Raw genomic sequence first — 23,760 nt, 5'->3', positions numbered from 1 at the left:
AACGCCCCCTCCTCCCCTTCCAGCACCCTGGATGAGCTCCTTCGGGTCATCGTAGGCCGGAACTCAACCCCGGCGTGGGAGGGGAAGCCGCTGAGTCACGGCGGCGACCAGCTCGTTGACCTCCTGGATGCGCATCAGCCGGGCCAGGACCAGGAAGCTGACCCCGTCCGCGGCCGCCACCAGCGCCAGGAACACGACCGAGGCGACCAGGCTGTCGGGCTCGAGCAGGGCTTCGTAGCCCCGGGCCACGGCGTACGCCGCCAACGCAGCCACCAGTGCGGCGATCACCACCCGCACGAGGAAGCGGGCCAGGGCCGGGGTCTGCAACCCGCCGAGGACGTGGCGCAGCAGGAGGTAGGACCCGCAGGCGCCCACGCCGTACGCGCCGGCGTACGCGATGGCCAGCGCGGGCGCGGTGAACGCCGCGTCCGTCGTGCTGACCAGGGTGATGGCGAGGACGATGTTGACCACGGCGATGACGCACTGCACCCAGAAGACCGTGCGGGTGCGCTCGAGGGCGTAGAAACCGCGCAGCATCAGGTAGTGGACGGTGAAGAACAGGATGCCCGGTGCGAAGAGGGCCACGGTGGGAGCGAAGTCGTCGTAGGTGTCCGCCGCCGCGCCGTAGCCCCAGACCACGCGCGAGATGTCGTGGGACAGGATCGGGAGCAGCAGGGTGAACGGGACGATGAACGCGAGCGTGGTGCGCAAGGTGTGGGACAGCGAGCGGGCCAGCTCGGCCGGGTTCCTGTCGGCCGCGCTGCGCGACAGGGACGGCAGCACCGCCGTGGCCAGCGACACCGTGATGATGCCGTGCGGGACCATGGTCAGCAGGAACGCGCCGGAGTAGATCGTGTAGCCGGTCCCGCCGGAGCCGTCGGCGGTGCCGCTCGAGGCGAGGCGTACGACGACGGTGTAGGCGATCTGGTTGACGATGACGAACAGCACGGTCCAGGTGCCCAGGCGCAGGGTGTGGCCGAGCCCGCTGCCGCGGAAGTCGAAGCGCGGTCGATAGGTGAAGCCGCACTTCTTCAGGTAGGGCAGCAGGATCAGGAACTGGGCCACGATGCCTGCGGTGGCGCCCAGGCCCAGCAGCGCCTCCTCGCCGGGGCTGTAGGCGCCGACGGCCGACGGGCCGAAGACCAGCAGGTAGGCGACCAGCACCACCATGGAGATCACGTTGTTGGCGATCGGCGCCCACATCATCGGGCCGAACCGGCCACGGGCGTTGAGGACCTGGCCGACCAGCACGAACATGCCGTAGAAGAACACCTGCGGCAGGCAGTAGCGGGCGAAGACGATCACGCTCTCGCGCTCGTCACCTGCGTGGCCGCTGTCGAGGTAGAGCGCCATCACCCACGGCGCCGCGATGACGAGCACCGCCGTCACCCCGGCCAGGAAGAGCCCGGCGAGCGTGATGACCCGGTTGGTGTAGGCCTCGCCGCCGTCCGGATCGTGCTTCATCGCCCGCACCAGCTGGGGGACGAGCACGGCGTTGAAGACGCCACCGGCCAACAGGATGTAGAGCATGTTGGGGATCGTGTTGGCGATGTTGAAGAGGTCGGCGTGGCCGGCCGTGCCGAGCGCGGCCGCCAGCAGGAAGGTGCGGATCAGGCCGCTGAACCGGGAGACGATGGTCCCGGCGGCCATCACCGCGCTGCTGCCCAGGACCGACTTCTGACTGGTGCTCAACCGCCCACCTCGCCCTGGGCCGACCTCTTCCTGCGGTACCGGCGGATCCACCGCACCGGGATGGCCAGGAACAGGATGCCCACGCCGACGCCGAGGATCACCCAGATCACCCTGCCGACGCTGTTGGAGCGCACACTCATCTGCTCGGAGCTGCCCACCGGCCTGCCGTGGAGGTCGGTGGCCAGCAGCTCGACCGGGTGCACCCCGATCGATTGCGCCTCGGCGTCGAGCTGGATGGTGCGCGACGCATTCGCGCCGAGCTCGATCTCACCCGGGGCCAGGATCTCCAGGTCATCGTGGGTGTGGGCGACGATCGCGACCGTGACCGGCACGTCGAGCCCGTTGGTCACGGTCACCGCGAAGGGGCCGTTGGCCGCGGACAGGATCACGAACTCCGGGGCGTCGATGGTGACCAGGTCGAGCCGGTCCTGGAGCCACCCGCGCGCGGCGATGGCGCGCCGCTGCGCCGAGGTCTGGTCGTCGCGCACCATGTAGGAGGTGTAGCTGAGCGCCTCGGCGAGGCTGTGGCTGGCGATGGTGTCGCTGCTGGTGACGATGTCGTCGAGGGTGGCGCCGGCGGTGATCAGCTCGTCCGCCGCGGTGAGGAGGGTCGGGCTGAGCTCGCGGACCTCCTGGCGCTCGGGGTAGTCAAGGTGGTCGGCCTCGACGCGGGGGCCAGCGGTGTTCCTGGAGAGCCTGCGGAGGTCGATGAAGGGCTGGTCGAGCCCGCTGAAGAACGCCTCCGGGTTGGCCCCCGGGTCGAAGTCGGAGGGCAGGTTGGCGACCAGCGCCTGCTTGCTCCCGGAGAGCGACCTGACGCTCGCCTCGGCCAGCACCCGCTGGCGGGCGTCGAGGGCGTTCAACGTCTCGCCCTCCTGCACCACCATCAGGGCGGGGTCGTAGACGGACATCGTGTGGCGCCCGACCTGGAGTGTGGACGGGACGTTGATGTCGTCCGTGGCCCCGGGCACCGCCTCCGACGACATCAGCATCAGCGTCCTGTCGTCGATGGCGTCCAGCGCGTCCACCGGCAGCAACCCGGACGGCGGCACCACGGCCGGGGTCGACGGGATCGAGCGCGCGGCCAGGGATCGCTGCGACAGCTTGCGGGCCCGGTGCAGGAGCGACTCGTCGTACGTCGCAGCGGCGGCGACGTCGAGGTCGCCGTAGGGAAGACCGAGCACCTGGTTGTCGTCGGCGACGGAGACCACCGTGTCGAGCCACTCCTGGGCCGGCATGGTGAGGTTGGAGTCGGCCGACGATCCGGCCGGGTCCTCCTCGGTCTCCTCGAGGGCACGGGGCTCGTTGCCCCCGGCGAGCTGCTCCGCCGCGGAGAGGACCGACGGGTCGACCAGCATGGTCACCGGCGCACCTCCGGTGCTGGAGAGCAGGGAGGCCAGGTTGGCCAACCGTCCGTCGGTGTCCAGCTCCTGGGCCCAGGTGGCCTCGTCCGCGAGCGACCCGTCGGCGTTGCGGGCCACGGGGCGGCGGATCGGGACGACGACGGAGGTGGCGACCTTGGCGTTGCCCGGCCCCATCAGGGGGATGAAGGTGCGGGCCCTCCCGACGGCGTTCTCCGGGCGTCCGTCGTCGGTGGCGCCCAGGGCCTGCACCCCGATCTGGTAGCTGCCCTCGGAGCCACTGATGCGGGAGGCGACCACGGACCGGGGCAGCCGGATCCTCCACGTGCGGGTCTCCCCGGGCTCCAGCACCGTGGTGCGGGAGTCGAAGTTGCCCTCGGTGGTGATCCGGTCGCCGAAGGGCAGGCGTGGGTCGGACTCGGAGGCGAGCTCGACCTCCTCGGACGTGGTGAAGGGGGCGTAGGAGAGGCGCGGGTAGACCTTGATGTCCTCCCAGACGTCCAGGGAGTCGTTGGTGACCGTGCCGGTCATCGTGATCGCCCCCTTGCGGGGGATCACCGCCGGGGACAGCGAGTCGATGGTCAGGGTCAACGGGTCGGCCTCGGCCCGTGGCCGCTCCGACGCCGCGGAGGCCAGCCCCGCTGACGCGGGATCCTGGGCCGCGGTGGCCACCGACCAGGGCCCCAGGAGCGAGCCCAGCACCGTCAGCGCGATCACCACTGGCAGGACGCGTGCTGCTGCCACTGGTCGGATCACGGCGCCGACTCTATCGGCCCGCTGGAGGTCTACCCTGTCTCCCGTGTCCAGTCCCACCCCTTCCCCGATTCTCGTCAGCGACGTGCAGCAGACCGTGACCCGGGAGCTGCAGCGGATCGCGCCGATCATCGACGAGCTGGGCGCCCGTTTCACCGGGGCCGGACACCAGCTGGCGCTGGTCGGTGGCCCGGTCCGCGACGCGATGCTGGGCCGGTTGCAGAACGACCTCGACTTCACCACCTCGGCCCACCCCGACGTGACCGAGAAGCTGCTGAAGGGCTGGGCCGACGCGATCTGGGACATGGGCCGCAGCTTCGGGACCATCGGCTGCCGCAAGGGCGAGTGGCAGGTGGAGATCACCACCTACCGCTCGGAGGCGTACGACGCCGGCTCCCGCAAGCCGGAGGTGGCCTACGGCGACTCCTTGGCCGGTGACCTCGGCCGGCGTGACTTCACCGTCAACTCGATGGCGCTGACCGTGCCCGACCGTGGGTTCGAGGATCCCTTCGGGGGCATCGTCGACCTGGCCTCCCGCGTGCTGCGCACCCCGGGTCGCCCGGAGGACTCCTTCTCCGACGACCCGCTGCGGATGTTGCGGGCGGCTCGCTTCGCGGCGCAGCTCGGCTTCGACGTGGCGCCGGAGGTGGTCGCCGCGATGACGGAGATGGCCGGCCGGATCGAGATCATCTCCGCCGAGCGGGTGCGCGACGAGCTGGTCAAGCTGATCTGCGCTCCGTTCCCACGGCGGGGGCTGCTGCTGCTGGTCGAGACCGGGTTGGCGTCGTACGTCCTCCCGGAGCTGCCGGCCCTGGCCCTCGAGCGCGACGAGCACCACCGCCACAAGGACGTCTACGAGCACACGCTGATCGTGCTCGAGCAGTCGATCGACCAGGAGTCCCGGCTCGGCGGACCCGACTTCATCTCACGGTTCGCGGCGCTGATGCACGACGTCGGCAAGCCGCGGACGCGTCGCTTCGAGGCCGGCGGGGTGGTCACGTTCCACCACCACGACGTGGTCGGCGCCAAGATCACCAGGAAGCGGATGAAGGCCCTGCGCTTCTCCAACGACGAGGTCGAAGCGGTCTCCAAGCTGGTCGAGCTGCACCTGCGCTTCCACGGCTACGGCGAGGGCGAGTGGACCGATTCCGCCGTGCGTCGCTACGTCCGCGACGCCGGTGACCAGCTCGAGCGGCTGCACATCCTGACCCGGGCCGACTGCACCACCCGCAACCAGCGCAAGGCAAACCGGCTGCGGGCGGCGTACGACGACCTCGAGGCCCGCATCGAGCGGCTGTCCGAGGAGGAGGAGCTGGCCTCCATCCGGCCCGACCTCGACGGCACCCAGATCATGGAGATCCTCGGGATCCCGCCCGGCCGCGAGGTGGGCGAGGCCTACAAGTTCCTGCTCGAGCTGCGGATGGACGACGGCCCCCAGTCGGAGGAGGCCGCGCGCGACGCACTGCTGGCCTGGTGGGGCTCCCGCAGCTGAGGCGGCCGGGGCGGTCCATACCGTGAGCATGCTGGAACAGGTTCTCGTTGCTGGGCTAGCGTCGCGCGGCATGAGCGACGTCAAGCCCCTGATCGAGGAGTCCATCGAGATCGACGCCACCCCGGAGGCGGTGTGGGCGCTGGTCACCGACCTGCCGCGGATGGCGTCCTGGAGCCCGCAGGTGGTGAAGACCATCGTGCGTGGCGACGGCATCAGCCTGGGCACCAGGGCCGTCAACATCAACCGGCGCGGATTCCTGGTGTGGCCCACCCGGTCGAAGGTCGTCCGGCTCGCCCCGCACACCGACTTCGCCTTCCAGGTCCTTGACAACAACTCGGTCTGGTCCTTCCAGCTCGAGCCGACCACGGCCGGCACCCGGGTGACCCAGCGCCGGGAGGCACCCAACGGCACCACCAGGATCTCGAGCGTGCTCGTCGACAAGGTGCTCGGCGGCCAGGACACCTTCCAGAGCGAGCTGCGCGACGGCATGAGGCAGACCCTGCGCCGGATCAAGGCCGACGCCGAGCGGTGAGCCGTAGGCTTGGGCCATGAAGAGCGACCTTTTCGACCAGGCGAACCTGCGCGTCCAGAGCAACGAGCGGTTCACCCTGCAGAACGACCAGATGTTGCGCGTGGGCCTCGGTCCCGACGTCCTTGCTGCCAAGGGCGCCATGGTCGCCTACACGGGCCAGGTGCAGTTCCACCACGAGAAGTCCGGGTCGATGGCCAAGCTGGCCAAGAAGATCGTCACCAGCGAGGACGTCTCGCTGATGCGCGTCACCGGGCAGGGTGAGGTCTACTTCGCCTCGGACGCCGGCTACGTCTTCCTGCTCGAGCTGGAGAACGAAGGCATCAGCCTCAACTACCGCAACCTGCTCGCCTTCGACGCGAACCTGACCTGGGACATCAACCGGGTCAAGGGCGCTGGGCTGATGACCGGCGGCCTGTTCAACACCACCGTCGGCGGGCAGGGCACCGTCGCGGTCGCCTGCATCGGCAAGCCGACGGTCTTCGACTGCTCCCAGCAGCCGGTGTTCGTCGACCCGAACTCGGCGGTCTGCTGGTCGGCCGGCCTGGCCCCGGGCATCAACAGCTCGATGAACATGGGCTCGATGCTGCGTGGTGGCTCGGGCGAAGCCGTGCAGTACGTCTTCCACGGCCCGGGGTTCGTCGTGGTCCAGTCCTTCGAGTGGACGCCGGTCGCGACCGGGGCACGCTGATGAAGAGCCGGATCTTCGACGCCGAGCACTTCCCCGTCCGCAGCGAGGAGCGCTGGGCGCTGCAGAACAACCGCACCCTGCGCGTCGGCCTGGGCCCCGACGTTCTCGCTCCGAAGGGGTCGATGGTCAGCTTCCTCGGCCAGCTCGCCTTCCACCACGAGAAGGCCGGGTCGATGGGCAAGCTGGCCAAGAAGGTGGTCACCGGTGAGGACGTCTCGCTGATGCGGGTCTCGGGGCGGGGTGAGGTCTTCTTCGCCCAGGAGGCCGGCTACGTCCACCTGCTGCACCTCGAGAACGAGGGCGTCAGCGTCAACTTCCGCAACCTGCTCGCCTTCGACTCGTCACTCACGTGGGACATCAACCGGGTCAAGGGCGCCGGGCTGATGACCGGGGGACTGTTCAACACCACCATCGGCGGCACCGGCACGATGGCGGTCCACGTGGTCGGCAAGCCGATCGTGCTCGACTGCTCGCAGCAACCGGTGCACGTCGACCGCAACGCCGCGGTGTGCTGGTCGGCCGGCCTGACACCGACGACGCACAACTCGATGAACATGGGCTCGATGCTGCGCGGCGGCTCGGGCGAGGCGGTGCAGATGGTCTTCCACGGGCCGGGTTTCGTCGTCGTACAGGCCTATGAGTGGCGGCCACCGCCGGCCCCGGAGAAGAAGGGCGGCGTGCTCGGCACGATCGGTGACCTGATCCCGTGAGAGTGCCCTCCGACCGGTCCTCCGGCCGTTAGGAAAATGCCCCGGGAAGTGGCTATCGTCACAGCATGACGAACCACGACGAACTCGCAGGAGTCAGTGAGGCACAGCAGGCCGCGATCGCGGTCGTGGAGGCCCACGCCGCGCACAACTACCACCCCCTTCCGGTGGTGGTCTCCGAGGCCAGCGGTGCCACGGTCACCGACATCGACGGCAAGGTCTACCTCGACTGCCTGGCCGCCTACTCGGCGGTGAACTTCGGCCACGCCAACCCGAAGCTGACCCAGGTCGCCAAGGACCAGCTCGACAAGGTCACGCTGACCAGCCGCGCCTTCCACTCGGCCGCACTCGGTCCCTTCGCCGAGGCCCTCGCCCGGCTGGCGAAGAAGGACATGATCCTGCCGATGAACACCGGTGCCGAGGCCGTCGAGTCCGGCATCAAGGTGGCGCGCAAGTGGGGCTACGAGGTGAAGGGGGTGGCCGCCGACCGGGCCAACATCATCGTCGCCGAGGGCAACTTCCACGGCCGCACCACCACCATCATCTCCTTCAGTGACGACCCCGAGGCGCACGACAACTACGGCCCCTACACGCCCGGCTTCACGACCGTGCCGTACGGCGACGCAGACGCGATCGAGGCGGCCATCGACGAGAACACGGTCGCGGTGCTGATCGAGCCGATCCAGGGGGAGGCCGGCGTCGGCATCCCGCCCGCCGACTACCTGCCGCGGGTTCGTGAGATCACCACGGCCCACAACGTGCTCTTCATCGCCGACGAGATCCAGTCGGGTCTCGGCCGCACCGGCGCGACGTTCCAGTGCGACAACGTGGGCGTCGTGCCCGATCTCTACCTGCTCGGCAAGGCACTCGGCGCCGGCATCGTGCCGGTCTCGGCCGTGGTCGGCAACAAGGACGTGCTCGGCGTGCTCCAGCCGGGCCAGCACGGCTCCACCTTCGGTGGCAACCCGTTGGCCGCCGCCGTCGGCCTGGCCGTCGTCGAGCTGCTCGAGACCGGCGAGATGCAGGAGCGGGCGCGCACCCTGGGTGAGCGCCTCGACTCCGGCCTGCGCGCCTTCGAGGGCAAGGGTGTCACCGAGGTGCGGTGCCAGGGCCTGTGGGCCGGCATCGACATCGACCCCGAGGTGGCCACCGCTCGTGAGGTCTGCCAGCGTCTGCTCGAGCGCGGGATCCTGGCCAAGGACACCCACGGCCAGACCGTGCGCCTCGCGCCGCCGATCGTGATCACCGAGGAAGAGCTCGAGTGGGCGATCAACCAGTTCGGCGAGGTCCTCACCGAGCTCCTCACCTGACCACCTGCGCCGTCCTGCTGCGCGAACGGGCAACTCTTGCTGCGCGAACGGGCAACTCTTGCGCGCCGAACACGCAGTTCTTGATGCCCTGACGTCGGATGCCGACACCGCTGCTCGCCGTACGCCGGCCTGCCCGGCCCCGGGTGTGGGCCGAGCCTGCAGATGCAGAACCGCCGCCCACCCCAGACAGGGGTGAGCGGCGGCTCAGTCAGCAAGAACTGCCGGTTCGGCGCGCAACAATTGCCCGTTCGCGCAGCAAGAGTTGCCCGTTCGCGTCACTCTCCGGCGATGAACTTCTCCAGCTGGGCGCGACCCTCGGTGTCCTCGATCTGGACCGGCGGGGACTTCATCAGGTAGGCCGAGGCCGGGATGACCGGGCCGCCCTGGCCGCGGTCCTTGGCGATCTTGGCGGCGCGGACGGCGTCGATGATGATGCCGGCACTGTTGGGGGAGTCCCAGACCTCGAGCTTGTACTCGAGGTTCAGCGGGACGTCACCGAAGGCGCGACCCTCCAGGCGGACGTAGGCCCACTTGCGGTCGTCGAGCCACGCCACGTAGTCGGAGGGACCGATGTGGACGTTGCGGCTGTCCTTGAGCCCGGCCAGCGAGCCGGTGAGGTTGGAGGTGACGGCCTGGGTCTTGGAGACCTTCTTGGACTCCAGGCGCTCGCGCTCGAGCATGTTCTTGAAGTCCATGTTGCCGCCGACGTTGAGCTGGTAGGTGCGGTCCAGCGTGACGCCACGGTCCTCGAACAGCTTCGCCATCACGCGGTGGGTGATGGTGGCGCCGACCTGCGACTTGATGTCGTCACCGACGATCGGGACGCCGGCGTCCTCGAACTTCTTGGCCCACACGGGGTCGGAGGCGATGAAGACGGGCAGGGCGTTGACGAAGGCCACGTTGGCGTCGATCGCGCACTGCGCGTAGAACTTGTCGGCCTCCTCCGACCCCACGGGGAGGTAGGAGACGAGGACGTCGACCTCGGCGTCCTTGAGGACCTGGACCACGTCGACCGGCTCGGCGTCGGCCTCCTCGATGGTCTGGAGGTAGTACTTGCCGAGACCGTCGAGGGTCGGGCCACGCTGGACGATGACGCCGGTCGGCGGCACGTCGGTGATCTTGATGGTGTTGTTCTCGGAGGCCTGGGTGGCCTCGGCCAGGTCGAAGCCGACCTTCTTGGCGTCGACATCGAAGGCAGCCACGAACTTGACGTCGGAGACGTGGTAGTCACCGAACTTGACGTGCATGAGCCCGGGAACGCTGCTCTCCGGGTCGGCGTCCTTGTAGTACTCGACGCCCTGGACCAAGGAGGTGGCGCAGTTGCCGACTCCCACGATTGCTACGCGTACCGAACCCATCGGTTTTCCTCTTCCTGCTCTGGTTGTGGCTGTGATGCCCTGTGTTCTGATGCCGGTGGTGCTTGACGATCTTGTGACGACTGCTGTGGCGGACTGCTGCGGGGCTCAGGTCTTCTCGGGCCGGGGCACCGGCTCGACCGACTGTTGCCTGCGCTCAGCGTTGATCAGGTCGGAGAGCCAGCGGACCTCACGCTCGACCGACTCGACGCCGTGGCGCTGCAGCTCGGAGGCGTACTGGTCCATCTCCTTCTGGGTGAGCTGGAGCTGGGACTGCACCTTCTCGAGACGCTCCTGCAGGCGGGTACGACGACCCTCCAGGACGCGCAGCCGGATCTCCATGTCGGTGCGCCCGAAGAAGGCGAACCGGATGTCGAAGTTGTCGTCCTCCCACGCGGTGGGACCCACCTCCGACATCAGGCGGACGAACTCCTTGTCGCCCGTCTCGGTCAGCTGGTAGACGATCCGCGGACGCCGGGTGGTGACCGCGGCCGGATTCTTGACGGTGCGTTCCTCGATCCACGAGGCCCGCAGCATCTTCTTCAGCGCCGGGTAGAGCGAGCCGTAGGACAGCACCCGGCCCCACCCGAGCATGAGGTTCAGGCGCTTGCGGAGCTCGTATCCGTGCATGGGTGACTCATGCAGCAGTCCGAGGACTGCCAGCTCGATCGTCTCTCCGCGCCTTGCCACCGACCTATCGTAGCGATATATCGACCATGGTTCTAAATATTTGCCGATCGGGGGTGTTGCTGGTCACTGATCCGGGTGAACAAGGGCTGTCCGCGTACTCTTGCTGATCGGTCCATGACGCACCCGTGCCCCTGCGGTACGACGCACCCCCCACGGAGATCCACAGGTGACTGGAAAGCGCAAGGCTGCCTCGTCGGCGAGCAGGAGGAAGTCGACGGGGAAGCCGCAAGACTCCACCGTGAAGCGACGGCTCAAGAAGACACTGAAGTGGACCTCCGTCAGCGGCCTGGTCCTGGTCCTGGTCGGCGCCATCTCGTTCGTCGTCCTCTACAACATGATCGAGGTCCCGGACCCGAACGCCGACTTCCAGACCCAGACGACCTACGTCTACTACGACGACGGCAAGACCGAGCTGGGGCGCTACGCCCAGCAGAACCGCAACTCGATCCCGCTCAAGGAGATGCCGGGCACCATCAAGGAGGCCGTCGTCGCCGCGGAGAACCAGAGCTTCTGGACCGACAAGGGCATCGACCCGAAGGGCATCCTGCGCGCCGCGTTCAGCAACGCCAGCGGCAACGCCAGGCAGGGTGCCTCCACGATCACCCAGCAGTACGTGAAGATCCTCTACCTCAGCCAGGAGCGCTCCTACACCCGCAAGGTGAAGGAGGCGATCATGTCGCTCAAGCTGCAGCGCCAGCAGAGCAAGGAGGAGATCCTCGAGGGCTACCTCAACACCATCTACTTCGGGCGGGGTGCCTACGGGATCGACGCTGCCGCCAAGACGTTCTTCGGCGTCCCGGCCAAGAAGCTCACCCTCCGGCAGAGCGCCGTGCTCGCCTCGGTGATCAACAACCCGACCCGGTTCGACCCGGCGAACGGCAAGTCGAACAGGCGTGATCTCAAGGGTCGCTACGACTACGTGCTCAGCTCGATGGCCAAGACCGGGGCGATCAGTGCGAACAAGGCCGACAGGGCCGCGCGCAGGCTGCCCAACTTCCCCGAGATCAAGAGCGAGCAGACGTACGCCGGCCAGAAGGGCCACATGCTCGAGCTGATCAAGAAGGAGCTCGTCCGCCTGGGCTTCGACGAGCAGCAGATCAACGGTGGTGGCCTCCGGGTGACGACCACGCTCGACCAGCAGGCCATGCGGGACGCCGAGGAGGGCGTCAACGAGGCCCGCCCGGCCGACCGTCCGGAGCTGCACGTCGCCTCTGCCAGCGTCGAGCCCGGCACAGGAGCGCTGCGCAGCTTCTACGGCGGCCAGGACTACCTGAAGTCGCAGATCAACTGGGCCGTCGCGGGCGGCCAGCCGGGCTCCACGTTCAAGGCGTTCGCGGTGGCGGCCGGCATCAAGCAGGGCTTCTCGCTCAAGGACACCTTCGAGGGCGACTCGCCGTTCTACTACGAGAGCGGCGTCAAGGGGCCCCGCAACGAGGGCGTCGGACCCGACGGCCAGGGCAACGACTACGGCACGGTCAGCCTGCTGACCGCCACCGAGGAGTCCATCAACACGGCCTTCGCCGACCTCACCGAGTCGATGGACAACGGCCCCGAGGCGATCCTGGACATGTCCCAGAAGATGGGCATCCCGCGCTGGAAGCGGAACGCCGGCGGCCTGGACCACCTGCACAACTCGCCGGGGCTCGAGGCCAACATGGGCATCGCGCTGGGATCCGCCACGGTCAGCCCGATCAACATGGCCAACGGCTACGCCACGATCGCGAACGGTGGTGAGGCCGCGCCGGTCTACGTGATCGAGAAGGTCGAGGACCAGGACGGCAAGCAGCTCTACCGTCACAAGGTGCACACCGAGCGCGTGCTCGACGAGGACGTCGCGGCCGACGTCTCCTACTCGCTGCAGCAGGTGGTCACCACCGGGACCGGCGCCAACGCCCAGTCCCTGGGTCGCCCCGCCGCCGGGAAGACGGGCACCGCGACCAACGGCGACGACGAGGTCTCCTCCTCGTGGTTCGTCGGCTACACACCGCAGATGTCCACCGCGGTGATGTACGTCCGTGGCCGGGGCAACGAGAGCCTCGAGGGCTACCTCGAGCCGTTCTACGGCGCGACCTACCCGACCCAGACCTGGACCGCGATCATGTCGCGGCTGATGGACGGCCTCGAGGTCGAGGACTTCCCGGAGCCGGTGTTCGTCGACGGGGAGGCGCCCGACGAGGGCCACGCCCCCTACACCCCGCCCCCGCCGCCCCCGAAGACCAAGAAGCCGGAGACCAAGAAGCCCGAGCCGAAGCCGACCAAGACCGAGGAGCCGGAGAAGCCGAAGCCATCGAAGACGACACCCCCGCCGACTGAGGATCCCTCAACGAGCGACAGCCCCTCGAATCCCATCCCGACAGGGCCGTCCGAGCCGACCGACTCGACGACCACCAAGCCGAAGTCGAGCCCGAAGCCAGCTTCCGACGGCGGGTGACGCGGGGGTGAGTGGCGCACACCCCGACGACGTCGCCGCGCCGTCCCGGGAGGACCCGGCCGCGGCGGCGTTGAGCGAGGGCATCGGCGGCCCCGTGGGTGACCACGCCGCGCCTCACCGGTGGTGGACGCCGGTGCGCGTGCTGCTCGCCATCACGGCGGTGATGTTCGTCTTCGGGATGCTGCAGAAGGTGCCGTGCTGGGACACCCAGTGGACCGACAACGACACCCGCTACTCCCGGATGTGCTACTCCGACGTGCCCTACCTGTACGTCGGCCGCGGCTTCGTCGAGCTGAACTGGCCCTACTCCGACGACGAGGAGACCCGGGCCCGGTTCGACGTGATGGAGTATCCCGTCGGCATCTCCTACTTCGCCTGGGGCACCGCCTGGGTCACGCACTGGGTGAGTGGCTCACCCGACATCAGCGACCGGCCGGAAGTGCCGGTGGGAGATCTCTACGGCGACCCCCAGGTGCTGGAGGAACGCAACAACTACGTGGCGGTGACCGCGGTGGTCCTCGGCGGGGCGGCACTCCTCGGCGCGTGGTTCCTCGCCCGCACGAACCGGCGACGGCCGTGGGATGCCCTGCCCTACGCGCTCTCGCCGGTGCTGGTGTTCAACGGCCTGGTCAACTGGGACGTGTTGGCGGTGGCGTTGGTGGCCGGGGCGCTCTGGGCGTGGTCGCGCGACAAGCCCGTGCTGACCGGCGTCCTGATCGGCCTCGGCACGGCCACGAAGCTCTACCCGCTGTTCCTCCTCGGCGGGGTGCTGGTCATCTGCCTGCGGCGACGGGCATGGACCGACTTCTTCGCCGCGACCGTCGCGGCGGCCGGGGCCTGGGTGCTGGCCAACGCGCCGGCGTACGTCTCGGGGCCCGATGAGTGGAAGGTCTTCTGGACCTTCAACTCCGAGCGGGGTGCGGACCTCGGGAGCCTCTGGCTGGTGCTCAGCCAAGCCGGTCACGACTTCAGCGACCACGAGATCAACAAGGCCTCGTGGATCTTCTTCATCGGTTGGTGCGCGGCGGTCCTGGTGATCGGGCTGCTCGCCCCCCAGACGCCACGGCTGGCCCAGCTGGGCTTCCTCGTGGTGGCCGGCTTCCTGCTGGTCAACAAGGTCTACTCACCGCAGTACGTGCTCTGGCTGCTGCCCCTGGCCGTGCTGGCCCGTCCGCGGTGGCGCGACCAGATCATCTGGCAGTCCGGTGAGCTCCTCTACTTCTGCGCTGTCTGGTGGTATCTCGGCGGTTTCCTGCAGCCCGGCTCGGGGGACCACGCCGGCTTCTACTGGCTGGCGATCGTGCTCCGGATGGCGTGCGAGGTCTATCTGGTCGCGATCGTCGTCCGCGACATCCTGGTGCCGCGCCACGACCGGGTGCGGCACCAAGGAGTCGAGCCTCCACGCTCCCGGCGACTTCACGATTCGGCCACGCACTCGCCCCGGGCCTCCTAGGGTGAGTCGAGGAAACGGAGGAAGTGAGGTGGGCCATGAGCGGGTTGCATCGTCGCCTCGCAGCAGCGGGTGTGAACGCCCTTGCGGTGGCTCTCATCCTCGCGCCTGTCTCCGCCGGGAGCCCCGCGCAGGCTGAACCGTTGTCATGCCGGGGTGAGGTTCCGACCATCATCGGCCAAGCCGGTCAGACAGTGTCCGGCACCGACGGGGTGGATGTGATCGTCACCCAGGGCGCTTCCGAGGTCCACGCCGGTGCCGGCGACGACCTGATCTGCGTCACGAACATCGCGGATGCCCACAACCCTGGTCGTGTCGAGATCCTGGCAGGGGCTGGCGACGACACGGTCGACGCCACAGCCGCGCGAGGTGTCGTCCCCACGGCCGTCCTCGGCACGGGGGAGGACACCTACCTGGGTGGACCGGGCCGGGACTGGGTCGAGGCTGCCGGTTACTGGGACGAGCCCGACCCGGCCGAAGGTCATGACAGCATCCTCACGGGTGACGGAGCCGACTACGTCCTCACCGGTGGCACCACTGCGAGACCGGACGGCGACCGCATCGACCTGGGGGCCGGCGCTGACGAGATCGAGGTCACCGGGGCGCTCGTGCCGGCGGCCTGGACGGCAGGAAGCGGCACCGACCAGCTGACCGTCGTGCGTCTCCAGCCGCGTGGAACGTGGGTCTTCGACAACTCGTTGGGCCGTGCCAGCCATGACGGATCGCTGATCGCCACGTGGACATCGCTGGAGCGGTTCGAGTTGCAACAGGCCCGCTCCAGTCGCATCTCCTTCCACGGAGGCTCCCGGAGCGAGTTCCTGAGCACGCTCGTTCCCCTCGACCACGTGGCCCTTGGCGACGGGAATGACGTCCTCCAGCTTCGGACGGACAGGCTGCGCGACGGGACTGCGATGCGGGTCTCCGGCCAGCGTGGCGACGACCTGCTGCGGCTCGGGCACGGCTACAACCAAGGCGCCGTCGATCTCGACCTGGCCGCGGGCAGTCTCAGGTTGACGCGTCCGGGCAAGTCGGGCTCCACCTCCACGGTGCGTGGCTTCGAGCGGACCCACGTGTTTGCCATGTGGGCCCGAGTCCTCGGGACACGGCGGAATGACGAGATCGGGTGGAACGCCTGCAAGGGCTCGGTCAAGGGTCGGGGCGGGGACGACACCCTGGCCTACCTGCGGATCCAGGAGAACTCCTGCGGTTACATGGGCGATGCCGCGGACATCCCGATCCGCGGAGGCCGCGGAGACGATCGTCTCCTCGGTGGACTCATGCCGGACGTGCTCATCGGCGGCCCGGGAAGCGATGTGGCCCGTGGGCGTCGAGGCAACGACGTGTGTCGAGTCGAGTCGTCGAGGGGTTGCGAACGGCGTTGACCGGCGGGTGGTCATCGACGGGTGCCGCAGGGTCAGGCGATGACGACCCGGTCGAACGACGTCGCGGTGTAGCGGACCCGCACGTCGATCTCGTCGCCCACCGCGGGCACCGGAGCACCGAGCGGGCTGAACAGCATGCTGGCCTGCATGTGGGGCGGCTCGGCGAAGAGCCGCTGCTTGCCGCCGATGCTGTACGGCGACCGAACGAAGCCGGCTGCATCCATGCCGCCGCGGGCGATCGCGCCGGCCCGGGCCTTGATCGTGCTCGCACCGGTCGGTGACTCGAGACCGATGCCGTGCGCAGTGCCTCCGCTGACGACGAGGATCGTGCCGGCCTTGGGCGCCGTACGTCCCCGGTAGCCGAAGAGGTCGCCCTTCTCGACGTGGTGCACGTCGAGCACGGTCGAGCGCACCTGCAAGGCACCGCGGTCACCCAGCCACAGGTCGGTGCCGATGCGCGGTCGGATCGTGTAGTCGGGCCAGGTGCGGACCAGCTGGACCAGCTCGGAGTCGCTGAGGTGGCTGACCCAGATGGTGGTGGGCGGAAGTCCCGCGGCGACCGCATCGGTCATCAGGCGCTGCACCTCGGAGAGGTGGGAGGCACCCTCCATGGGCAGGTGGAAGGCGACGCCTTCGAAGCGGGCCTGCGGGTGTGAGCGCAGCAGGTCGCCCGCCTCGCGCAGCTCGCGGGGCTGGAAGCCGTGGCGGAGCATGGAGGTCATCCGCTCCAGGACGAAGCGGGCCTCGGGGTCGCGTTGCAGCAGCCCGACCAGGTCCTCGACGCGTCCGACGGTGTGGATCAACCGCGGGTTCGGCTCGGCGGGAGCCTCGAAGGAGCGCCACGGGGTGAGCACCAGCAACGACCCGGGGAACGCGTTCTCCACGTCGGCGATCTCGGCGTAGGTGCCCACGGCCAGCGTGTCGACACCGAGGTGCCGCGCCTCGACGGCCAGCTGGGCGTTGCCCAGGCCGTAGCCGTTCCCCTTGGCCACCGGCACCACCTCGGGCTGGGTGGCCAGGATGCGGTGCTGGTTGGCGCGGAACCGGGCCGCGTCGACGTAGAGGGTCAGGGACATCGCGTCACCGCCTGCTCATGTAGAGCTCGAAGAGCTTGTGGATCGCCCGGTTGATCGCGAAGTCCCACTCGCCGGCGTACTCGACGGCCTCGCCACCGGTGCCGACCTTGAACTGGATCAGCCCGACGTGGCTGTCGTCGGCGTCGAGGGTGTCGGTGATCCCGCGCAGGTCGTAGACGTCGGCCCCGGCGGCCAGCGAGTCCTGGATCATCGCCCACTGGGCGGCGTTCGACCCGCGGACGTCACGCTTCTCGGTGGACGAGGCGCCGTAGGAGTACCAGGTGTGGGCACCGACGCGGATCCAGATCGTCGCCGCCACTAGGTCACCCTCGTGCCGGGCGAGGTAGAGCCGGATCTCGTTGCCCTCGCCCTGCCCGGAGAGGGCGTCGAACATGGTCCTGAAGTAGGACAGGGGTCGCGGTGTGAAGTGGTCGCGCTGCGCGGTGTGCACGTAGAGGTCGTGGAACGCCGCCAGGTCGGCCGCGGAGGACACGTCGCCACGGGTGACCTCGACCCCCGACTTGGCGGCCTTCTTGATGTTGCGACGCCACTGCTGGTTCATCCCCTTGAGCACGTCGTCCTCGGTGCGCGCAGAGCCGTCCTCGTGGCGCAGCGGGATCACGAAGTTGAACTGCGGCTGCCCGGCCGCGAAGCCGCCCTCGGCGACCAGCTGCTTCCAGCCGAGCTCGTTGAGCTGGCTGACCACCTGCGCGCCGACCTGGTCGCGCTCCAGCGGCGCGACCTCGCCCAGTCGGCGTACGGCGTCGTCCGCGATGCCCTCCTTGACCTGGGCGGCCGACCAGCGGGCGGTGACCACCGGGGGACCCATGCGTACGCCGAACGCCCCGGCCTTGCGCACGTGGGTGACCATCGGTGCCAGCCAGCAGGCGAGGTTGGGGGCCGACCAGTCGATGACCGGGCCCTCCGGGAGATAGGCCAGGTAGCGCTTCACCTTGGGCAGCTGGCGGTAGAGCACCAGCGCCGCGCCGACCATCTCCTCGCCTCCCGACCCCCGGGTCGAGGAACCGAGGGACGAGGCGTCCCGAAACCACCCGATCGACTCCCGGCGCCACTCGGCCTTCACCTGTCCCCAGGCGGGCGTCTGCAGGAAGCTGGCCGAGCGCTGGTCGCGCAGGAAGGTCAGGTGGTCGTCGGCCGAGATGGTGCGGACGGTCAGCGGGGCGGCGGTGGAGGAAGACACGCGGCCGAGGCTACCGGGCGGCACGGCCGAGTGAACCCCCACGTCACTCGATGTGTGCCCCGGCACCTGCCGGTCCCCGGTTGCCCCGTTCGTCGGCTCAGGAGTACCCCGCTGCCGGCCAGATACACGGATCGGAAGAACTTCTGGCGCAGAGGTATCTGCAGAAGGTGCTGACACACCTGTACTGGTGTGACCACAATGCAGGTGATGAGCTCCCCTCCGCGTGACTCGGCGCGCCCGGCCGGTCAGGTCTGGGCGGACGCTGCCTCCTGCTTCCGTGGCTGGTCCGAGGGCGACACCGGCGAAGCCGGGCTGCACGGCCTGGTGGAGGTGATGACCCCGGTGCTGTGGCACGTGGTGCGGGCCTATCGCCTGCCTCCGGACCTCGCCGAGGACGTCGTGCAGACCACCTGGCTGGCGCTGGTACGTCGCCGGGACGCGATCGACGACCCCGTCGCGGTCGGCGGATGGTTGACCACCACGGCCCGGCGCGAGGCCTGGCGGTTGTCGAAGGTGAAGGCGAAGTCGATCCCGGTCGACGACGAGGACATCGCCGTGCACCTGCCGCGGCAACGCTCGGCCGAGTCCGAGGCCGTGGAGTCCGACGAGCAGGACCGGTTGTGGCGGGCGGTGGACGGTCTCCCGGAGCGTTGCCGCCGCCTGCTGCGGATCGTCGCGTTCGAGAACCGGCCCAACTACACCCAGGTGGCCGAGACGCTGGACATGCCCGTGGGCAGCATCGGCCCCACGCGCAGTCGCTGCTTGGCGAAGCTACGGATCGCCCTCATCGGAGCCGACTCGGAGGCCCTCTCATGATCAAGGGAACGGACGGACACATGGGCAGGGACACCCTCCTCGGCCTCGTGCGCGAGGTCTGGGAGCGTCGGGACCCGGTGCCGGACGGCATGGTCGAGCGCATGCAGGCGGCGGTGGCCGCCGAGTCCGCCTTCGCGGGCACCGATCTCGACCTCGAGCTGATGGTGCTGGTCTCCCGCCAGGACGAGCTGGTCGGAGCGCGGGGCACGGCGGCGTACACATTGCGCTTCAGCAGCGACGACGTCGACCTGCTGGTGCGGGCCGTCGGCACCGGTGGGGGTGAGGCCAGGCTGGACGGTTGGGTCTCCCCGGCCGGGCCGCTGCGGGTGCAGGCGGTGACCGTGCCCGACGACGGGCGGAGCTGGCAGGTGGACAGCGACGACACCGGCCGCTTCGAGTTCACCGGGCTGCCGGCCGGCCACATCCGCCTGCAGCTCGCTCCCCACGACCGGGCGCTGAAGCCGTTCGGCACCCCGACCTTCGAGATCTGAGGACCCCCCATGCAGGCGAAGAGCCCCGACGAGCCCGAGCAGGTCGACAAGCCGCATCGTTCCTTCGACCGCGAGCCCGAGCCGCCCCCCAAGTGGCGGATCGCGCCGGTCGACGGCCGCGTGCTCGACCCGGCCACGGCCCTGGTGGTCAAGGGAGTGCAGCCCCGGTCGACGGTGTACGTCGGCCCGCGACTGACCATCTCCTTCGCCAACGACTACGCAGAGACCCTCGACGTGCTGCGCGACGTGGCGGCTGACCTGGGGTGGGACGTCGACCCGGACGACGGCGGGGGGCCGACCGACGGGCGCTTCGGGGTGAGGCGGGTGAGCCTGTCGGTGTCGTCGCGTCGAGCGGCCCTCGCCCCGGACGGTTGGATCCTGCTGCAACAGGCGCGGGCGAAGTACGGCATCGACCGGCTGCGGGGAGTGGGGCTCGACCACGTGATCTCGGTGGCATCCACCGAGTCGAACCCGTTCCACCAGGGCAACCCGTTCCACCAAGGGAACCCGTTCCATCAGGGGAACCCGTTCCATCAGGGCAACCCTGCCCGTGGCAGCAGCTCGGCCGCGGTGTCGACCTACGGGCTGCCGGGCAGCGGAGGACGTCAACCGATCGCCTACGTGGGGCCGAAGCCACACCGGTGCACCGACGAGGAGCTGACCGGTCGGCGACCGGTGGTGGCCGTCCTCGACACCGGGTGCGCCCCGCACCCGTGGCTCGACGGAGTGGTCGAGACCGACGTGAGGCTGGACGGTCGCCCGATCGGCCACACCGACCAGGCAACGGACCCGGAGATCATGGGCGACCTGGTGGGACCCCTCGACGGATCCATCGACACGCTGTCGGGCCACGGCACCTTCATCTGCGGTCTGGTGCACCAGGCCTGCCCGGATGCCGACATCCTGGCCTGGCGGGTGGTCTCGTCGGAGGGACCGATCGTCGAGTCGGAGCTCGTCCTGGCCCTGTCGCAGATCGCCGAGCTGGCTCGCCGGCACCGCGAGGGAGAGGAGGGCGGGCGACGCATCGACGTGCTCAACCTGTCGATGGGCTACTACCACGAGACGCCTGAGGACGCGCTGTTCGACCCGACCATGCACGACATCCTCGAGGACCTGGGCCGCAGCGGCGTGATGGTGGTCTGCTCGGCCGGGAACGACGCCACCAGTCGCCCGCTCTTCCCGGCCGCGTTCACCCCGTGGCACGACGGTCGGGGACCCTACGCCGCCGCCGCCGACGTCGTACCCCTCGTGTCGGTCGGTGCCCTCAACCCCAATCAACGCACCGATGCCCTGTTCAGCAACGCGGGGCCATGGGTCCGGACCTACGTCCCCGGCGCTGCCGTGATGTCGACGATGCCCGGCTTCCAGGGCGGGTTCCAGTCGATGGCGGCGACGACCGCCTACGGCCGGTCCCGCGACTCGATCGATCCCGACGACTTCCGGGGTGGCTTCGCGGTCTGGAGCGGCACGTCCTTCGCGGCGCCGTTGCTCGCCGGGATCCTGGCGGCCAACCTCCAGGGCGAGCTCGAGGCTCCCGGCGAGACCGTGACGCCGGAGACGGCCGTGAAGCGCGCGTGGGCCGTGGTGGAGAACTGCACGGGGATCACGCCATGATGGGGCGTGCTCTCGAGTGAGGAACTGCATCAGCGCGGCGTAGCCGCGATGAACAGGGGGATGTTCTCCCGAGCCAGGCAGCTGCTCGAACGCGCCCGGGGCATGGTCCGTGACGACGTGGACCTGCTGGCCCGCATCGACCTGAGCCTGGCCCTGGTCCGGAGTGAGACCGGTGAGTCCCGCCAGGCGCTCGAGCTGTTGCGCGACGTCGCCGCCCGGCCCGGGATCGAGGCTGAGACCCAGGGGCTGGTGCACAGCCAGGTCGCCTTGATCCACATGTTGCGTGGCGACAACGACGAGGCGTTGACCTGGTTCAGGTCCGCGATCGGCGCCCTGACCGACGACCTCCCGCTGGGACGCGCACACCTGAACCGCGGCGGTGTGTACCTGCAACAGGGGCGCACCCGAGAGGCCATGGACGACTTCGAGCTGGCCGGAGCCAGGTTCACAGCGGCCGGAGACGCCTCTTCTGCGGCCATGGCCATCCACAACCTGGGCTACATCCAGCTCCTGGTGGGTGAGCTGGCAGCCGCTCTGAAGAGCATGAACCAGGCCTACGCGGTGCTCGCCCAGGAGAGCCCGGTCGTGCGCGCCACCTGCGAGCAGGATCGTGCCGAGGTGTTGATCGCGGCCGGGCTGGTGACCGAGGGACGTGCCGCGCTCGTCGAGGCTGCCCGCGCCTACTCCTCCCGTCGTCTCCACCAGCGCCGAGGAGACGCGATGCTGGCGCTGGCCCGGACCCTGGTGCTCGCGGACCCTGCCGAGGCACTGGCCTCCGCGCGTCTGGCAGGAAGGCTCTACGACCGGGTGGGCAGCGACGCGTGGCGGGTGCGCGCAGACGCGGTCGCCCTGGCCGCCGAGGTCGAGCTCGGCCGCAAGGGGCCGTCGCTGATCTCGCGTGGAGACTCGATCGCCGATGCCCTCGACGACCAGGGCCTGGTCTCGGCGGCGGCGCTGGTTCGCCTGCACACTGCTCGGGTGCACGTCCGCCGTGGGCTGCTCGACGACGCCGGTGCACGGATCCGCCGGGTCCGGCTGGGCAGCTCGTCGCCGTTGGGGGTGCGGTTGCTGGCGCGCACGGCACGCACCGAGCTGGCCACCGCACAGGGCCGTCGCAGCTCGGCGCTGCAGCAGGTCCGTGCGGGTGTCTCCGACCTGCATGCCTGGCAGAGCACCTTCGGCAGCCTCGACCTGCAGACCGCCGTGGTGGGGCAGGGCCGGCGCCTCGCGGTGCTCGGTCTCGGCCTGGCCGTCGACGCCGACGACCCGGCCGTGCTCTACGAGTGGTCCGAACGCGGCCGGATGCTGGCCAGCCGGATCCTGCCGGTCCGGCCACCGGTCGACGACCAGAGCGCTGCCGACCTCGCCGAGCTGAGGCAGCTGCAAGCCGGGGGTGACGACGTGAAGGTGCCGCGTCCGCGCCGTGAGGCCGAGCTGCGGCGTCGGGTCCGGGAACGAGCCTGGCACAGCCCCGGCTCGGGCGAGGTCACCGAGCCGGCTCCGTTGGACGACGTACGCCGTGGGCTCGGCGCCGACACTGCGCTGGTCGCGTGGGTGATCAGCGACGACCGGGTGGTCGGACTGGTGGTGACCGACGAGGGCGAGTGGGTCACCGAGCTGGGCTCCTTCGCGCGGGTCCGCACCCTGTTGGCCGGCCTGCTGCCCGACCTCGACATGGCCGCGTCGAAGCTGCCGGACGGCTTGGCCGACGTGGTGCGTCAGGGACTGTCCGCGCGCCTGGAGTCGCTCTCCGACCTGCTCGTGGCGCCGCTCCTCGACCACCTCGGCGACCGGTGCGTGGTGGCCACTCCGTCCGGTGGGTTGGCCGGGACCCCGTGGAGCCTGCTGCCCGGCCTGGTCGGCCGGCCTCTCACCGTGGCCGGCTCGGCAACCGCGTGGCTGGGGGCTCGACGGCAACCGCTGGGCCTGACCCGGGTGGGGCTGGTCGCCGGACCACGGGTCCCGCGCGCGGTCGAGGAGGTGACCGCGGTGGCCCGGCGCTGGGCTGGTGCCCGGGTGCTGACCGGGGAGGACGCCACCGCGAAGGAGGTCACCGCCCTGGCCGGGCAGGTCGACATCCTCCACGTCGCGGCGCACGGGCGGCACTCCGCGGAGAACCCGTTGTTCTCGGGACTGGAGCTCGCCGACGGCCCCTGGTTCGGCTACGACATCGATGCGCTGCCGAACGTGCCTGCCGTGGTGCTGCTGTCGGCCTGCGAGGTCGGCCGCTCGTCGGTGCGCTTCGGTGAGGAGCTGATCGGGATGACCGCCGCCTGGCTGCATGCCGGGGCGCGTTGCGTGATCGCCTCGCCGACAGCGGTTGCCGACGACGCGGCGCACGACGTGCTCACCCAGCTCCACGCCGGGCTGGCTGCCGGTCTCGACCCGGCCGCTGCGCTTGCTGCCGCGGTGGCGAAGGGGGCGTCGTCCGGTGCGGGGTCAGGCAGTGCGGGGTCAGGCAGTGCGGGGTCAGGCAGTGCGGGGTCAGGCAGTGCGGGGTCAGGCAGCGCGGTGGCACCTTTCGTCTGCTTCGGCGCCGCCTGGTGACGCGAACGGGCAATCGTTGCTGCGCGAACGGGCAGTTGTTGTTGCGCGAACGGGCAATCGTTGACGGCGTACGGCGGCCATCTCGCGGATGCGCGCGGATCACTGTCACCAGGTGACTGCAGATCGCGCGTGAACCCGGCCGACGGGGTCGGGCCGGCATGGTCGGCGTACG

Annotated in this window: 18 protein-coding genes; 12 read left to right on the top strand and 6 right to left on the bottom strand. The window is 69.6% G+C overall.

The features are described 5' to 3' along the window. Nucleotides 1–63: 63 nt before the first annotated feature. Nucleotides 64–1,692: a murein biosynthesis integral membrane protein MurJ gene (gene murJ / locus ncot_RS19325; protein ID WP_240937987.1), complete on the bottom strand. Its 1,629-nt coding sequence runs from the start codon at nt 1,690–1,692 to the stop codon at nt 64–66. Continuing rightward, nucleotides 1,689–3,809, bottom strand: a complete 2,121-nt coding sequence (locus ncot_RS19320) for a DUF6049 family protein (protein WP_168619066.1) — start codon at nt 3,807–3,809, stop codon at nt 1,689–1,691. Before ncot_RS19320 ends, murJ begins: the two co-directional genes overlap by 4 nt. Before the next feature lie 67 nt (nt 3,810–3,876). Here ncot_RS19320 and ncot_RS19315 point away from each other — a divergent pair, with 67 nt between their 5' ends. From ncot_RS19315 to rocD, 5 genes are all read left to right on the top strand, one after another. Beyond that, nucleotides 3,877–5,298 (top strand): CCA tRNA nucleotidyltransferase, encoded by a 1,422-nt coding sequence (locus tag ncot_RS19315; protein WP_240938203.1) that lies wholly within the window; start codon nt 3,877–3,879, stop codon nt 5,296–5,298. Between the two features lie 70 nt (nt 5,299–5,368). Further along, a complete protein-coding gene (locus ncot_RS19310; protein WP_168619064.1) occupies nt 5,369–5,830 on the top strand; it encodes an SRPBCC family protein in 462 nt (153 codons plus the stop codon). A gap of 16 nt (nt 5,831–5,846) precedes the next feature. Further along, nucleotides 5,847–6,518 (top strand): AIM24 family protein, encoded by a 672-nt coding sequence (locus ncot_RS19305; protein WP_168619063.1) that lies wholly within the window; start codon nt 5,847–5,849, stop codon nt 6,516–6,518. Next, the gene (locus ncot_RS19300) at nt 6,488–7,228 is read left to right on the top strand and encodes an AIM24 family protein (RefSeq protein ID WP_240937986.1); all 741 of its coding nucleotides are present in this window, start codon (nt 6,488–6,490) and stop codon (nt 7,226–7,228) included. Before ncot_RS19305 ends, ncot_RS19300 begins: the two co-directional genes overlap by 31 nt. A 65-nt stretch (nt 7,229–7,293) precedes the next feature. Then, on the top strand, nt 7,294–8,535 hold the full coding sequence (rocD, locus tag ncot_RS19295) for an ornithine--oxo-acid transaminase (RefSeq protein ID WP_168619062.1): 1,242 nt from the start codon (nt 7,294–7,296) through the stop codon (nt 8,533–8,535). A gap of 275 nt (nt 8,536–8,810) precedes the next feature. Here rocD and ncot_RS19290 read toward each other — a convergent pair whose 3' ends face one another. Then, on the bottom strand, nt 8,811–9,893 hold the full coding sequence (locus ncot_RS19290; protein ID WP_168619061.1) for an inositol-3-phosphate synthase: 1,083 nt from the start codon (nt 9,891–9,893) through the stop codon (nt 8,811–8,813). Nucleotides 9,894–9,998: 105 nt separating this feature from the next. Further along, on the bottom strand, nt 9,999–10,580 hold the full coding sequence (locus ncot_RS19285) for a PadR family transcriptional regulator (RefSeq protein ID WP_168619060.1): 582 nt from the start codon (nt 10,578–10,580) through the stop codon (nt 9,999–10,001). A gap of 238 nt (nt 10,581–10,818) precedes the next feature. Between ncot_RS19285 and ncot_RS19280 the strand changes: the two genes are divergently transcribed. The 3 genes from ncot_RS19280 (at nt 10,819) to ncot_RS19270 (ending at nt 15,843) form a co-directional block, all read left to right on the top strand. Beyond that, entirely contained in the window at nt 10,819–13,011 is a 2,193-nt protein-coding gene (locus ncot_RS19280; protein WP_240937985.1) for a transglycosylase domain-containing protein, read from the top strand. Nucleotides 13,012–13,018: 7 nt separating this feature from the next. Further along, nucleotides 13,019–14,464 carry a glycosyltransferase 87 family protein gene (locus ncot_RS19275; RefSeq protein WP_168619058.1) on the top strand — a complete coding sequence of 482 codons (1,446 nt, stop codon included), beginning with the start codon at nt 13,019–13,021 and terminating at the stop codon, nt 14,462–14,464. A gap of 191 nt (nt 14,465–14,655) precedes the next feature. Next, on the top strand, nt 14,656–15,843 hold the full coding sequence (locus ncot_RS19270) for a hypothetical protein (RefSeq protein ID WP_168619057.1): 1,188 nt from the start codon (nt 14,656–14,658) through the stop codon (nt 15,841–15,843). A gap of 32 nt (nt 15,844–15,875) precedes the next feature. Here the strand turns inward: ncot_RS19270 and ncot_RS19265 are convergent, their stop codons facing one another. Both ncot_RS19265 and ncot_RS19260 read right to left on the bottom strand, forming a co-directional pair. Then, the gene (locus tag ncot_RS19265; protein ID WP_168619056.1) at nt 15,876–16,919 is read right to left on the bottom strand and encodes an alanine racemase; all 1,044 of its coding nucleotides are present in this window, start codon (nt 16,917–16,919) and stop codon (nt 15,876–15,878) included. 4 nt (nt 16,920–16,923) lie between these two features. After that, a complete protein-coding gene (locus ncot_RS19260) occupies nt 16,924–18,120 on the bottom strand; it encodes a peptidoglycan bridge formation glycyltransferase FemA/FemB family protein (RefSeq protein ID WP_168619055.1) in 1,197 nt (398 codons plus the stop codon). Nucleotides 18,121–18,327: 207 nt separating this feature from the next. Between ncot_RS19260 and ncot_RS19255 the strand changes: the two genes are divergently transcribed. Genes ncot_RS19255 through ncot_RS19240 form a run of 4 tightly spaced genes read left to right on the top strand, consistent with a single transcriptional unit; the run spans nt 18,328 to nt 23,588 of the window. Continuing rightward, nucleotides 18,328–18,936 (top strand): sigma-70 family RNA polymerase sigma factor, encoded by a 609-nt coding sequence (locus ncot_RS19255; RefSeq protein ID WP_206065055.1) that lies wholly within the window; start codon nt 18,328–18,330, stop codon nt 18,934–18,936. Continuing rightward, nucleotides 18,933–19,427: a hypothetical protein gene (locus ncot_RS19250; protein WP_168619054.1), complete on the top strand. Its 495-nt coding sequence runs from the start codon at nt 18,933–18,935 to the stop codon at nt 19,425–19,427. The genes ncot_RS19255 and ncot_RS19250 overlap by 4 nt, the downstream gene beginning before the upstream one ends. A gap of 9 nt (nt 19,428–19,436) precedes the next feature. Beyond that, nucleotides 19,437–21,041, top strand: a complete 1,605-nt coding sequence (locus ncot_RS19245; protein ID WP_168619053.1) for a S8/S53 family peptidase — start codon at nt 19,437–19,439, stop codon at nt 21,039–21,041. A 60-nt stretch (nt 21,042–21,101) separates the two neighbouring features. After that, nucleotides 21,102–23,588, top strand: a complete 2,487-nt coding sequence (locus ncot_RS19240; RefSeq protein WP_168619052.1) for a CHAT domain-containing protein — start codon at nt 21,102–21,104, stop codon at nt 23,586–23,588. Nucleotides 23,589–23,760 lie beyond the last annotated feature (172 nt).

It is taken from the genome of Nocardioides sp. JQ2195, assembly GCF_012272695.1.
Taxonomy (GTDB): domain Bacteria; phylum Actinomycetota; class Actinomycetes; order Propionibacteriales; family Nocardioidaceae; genus Nocardioides.
The sequence above is the reverse complement of the archived record's forward strand: the minus strand, read 5'-3'. Positions and strand labels throughout refer to the sequence as shown.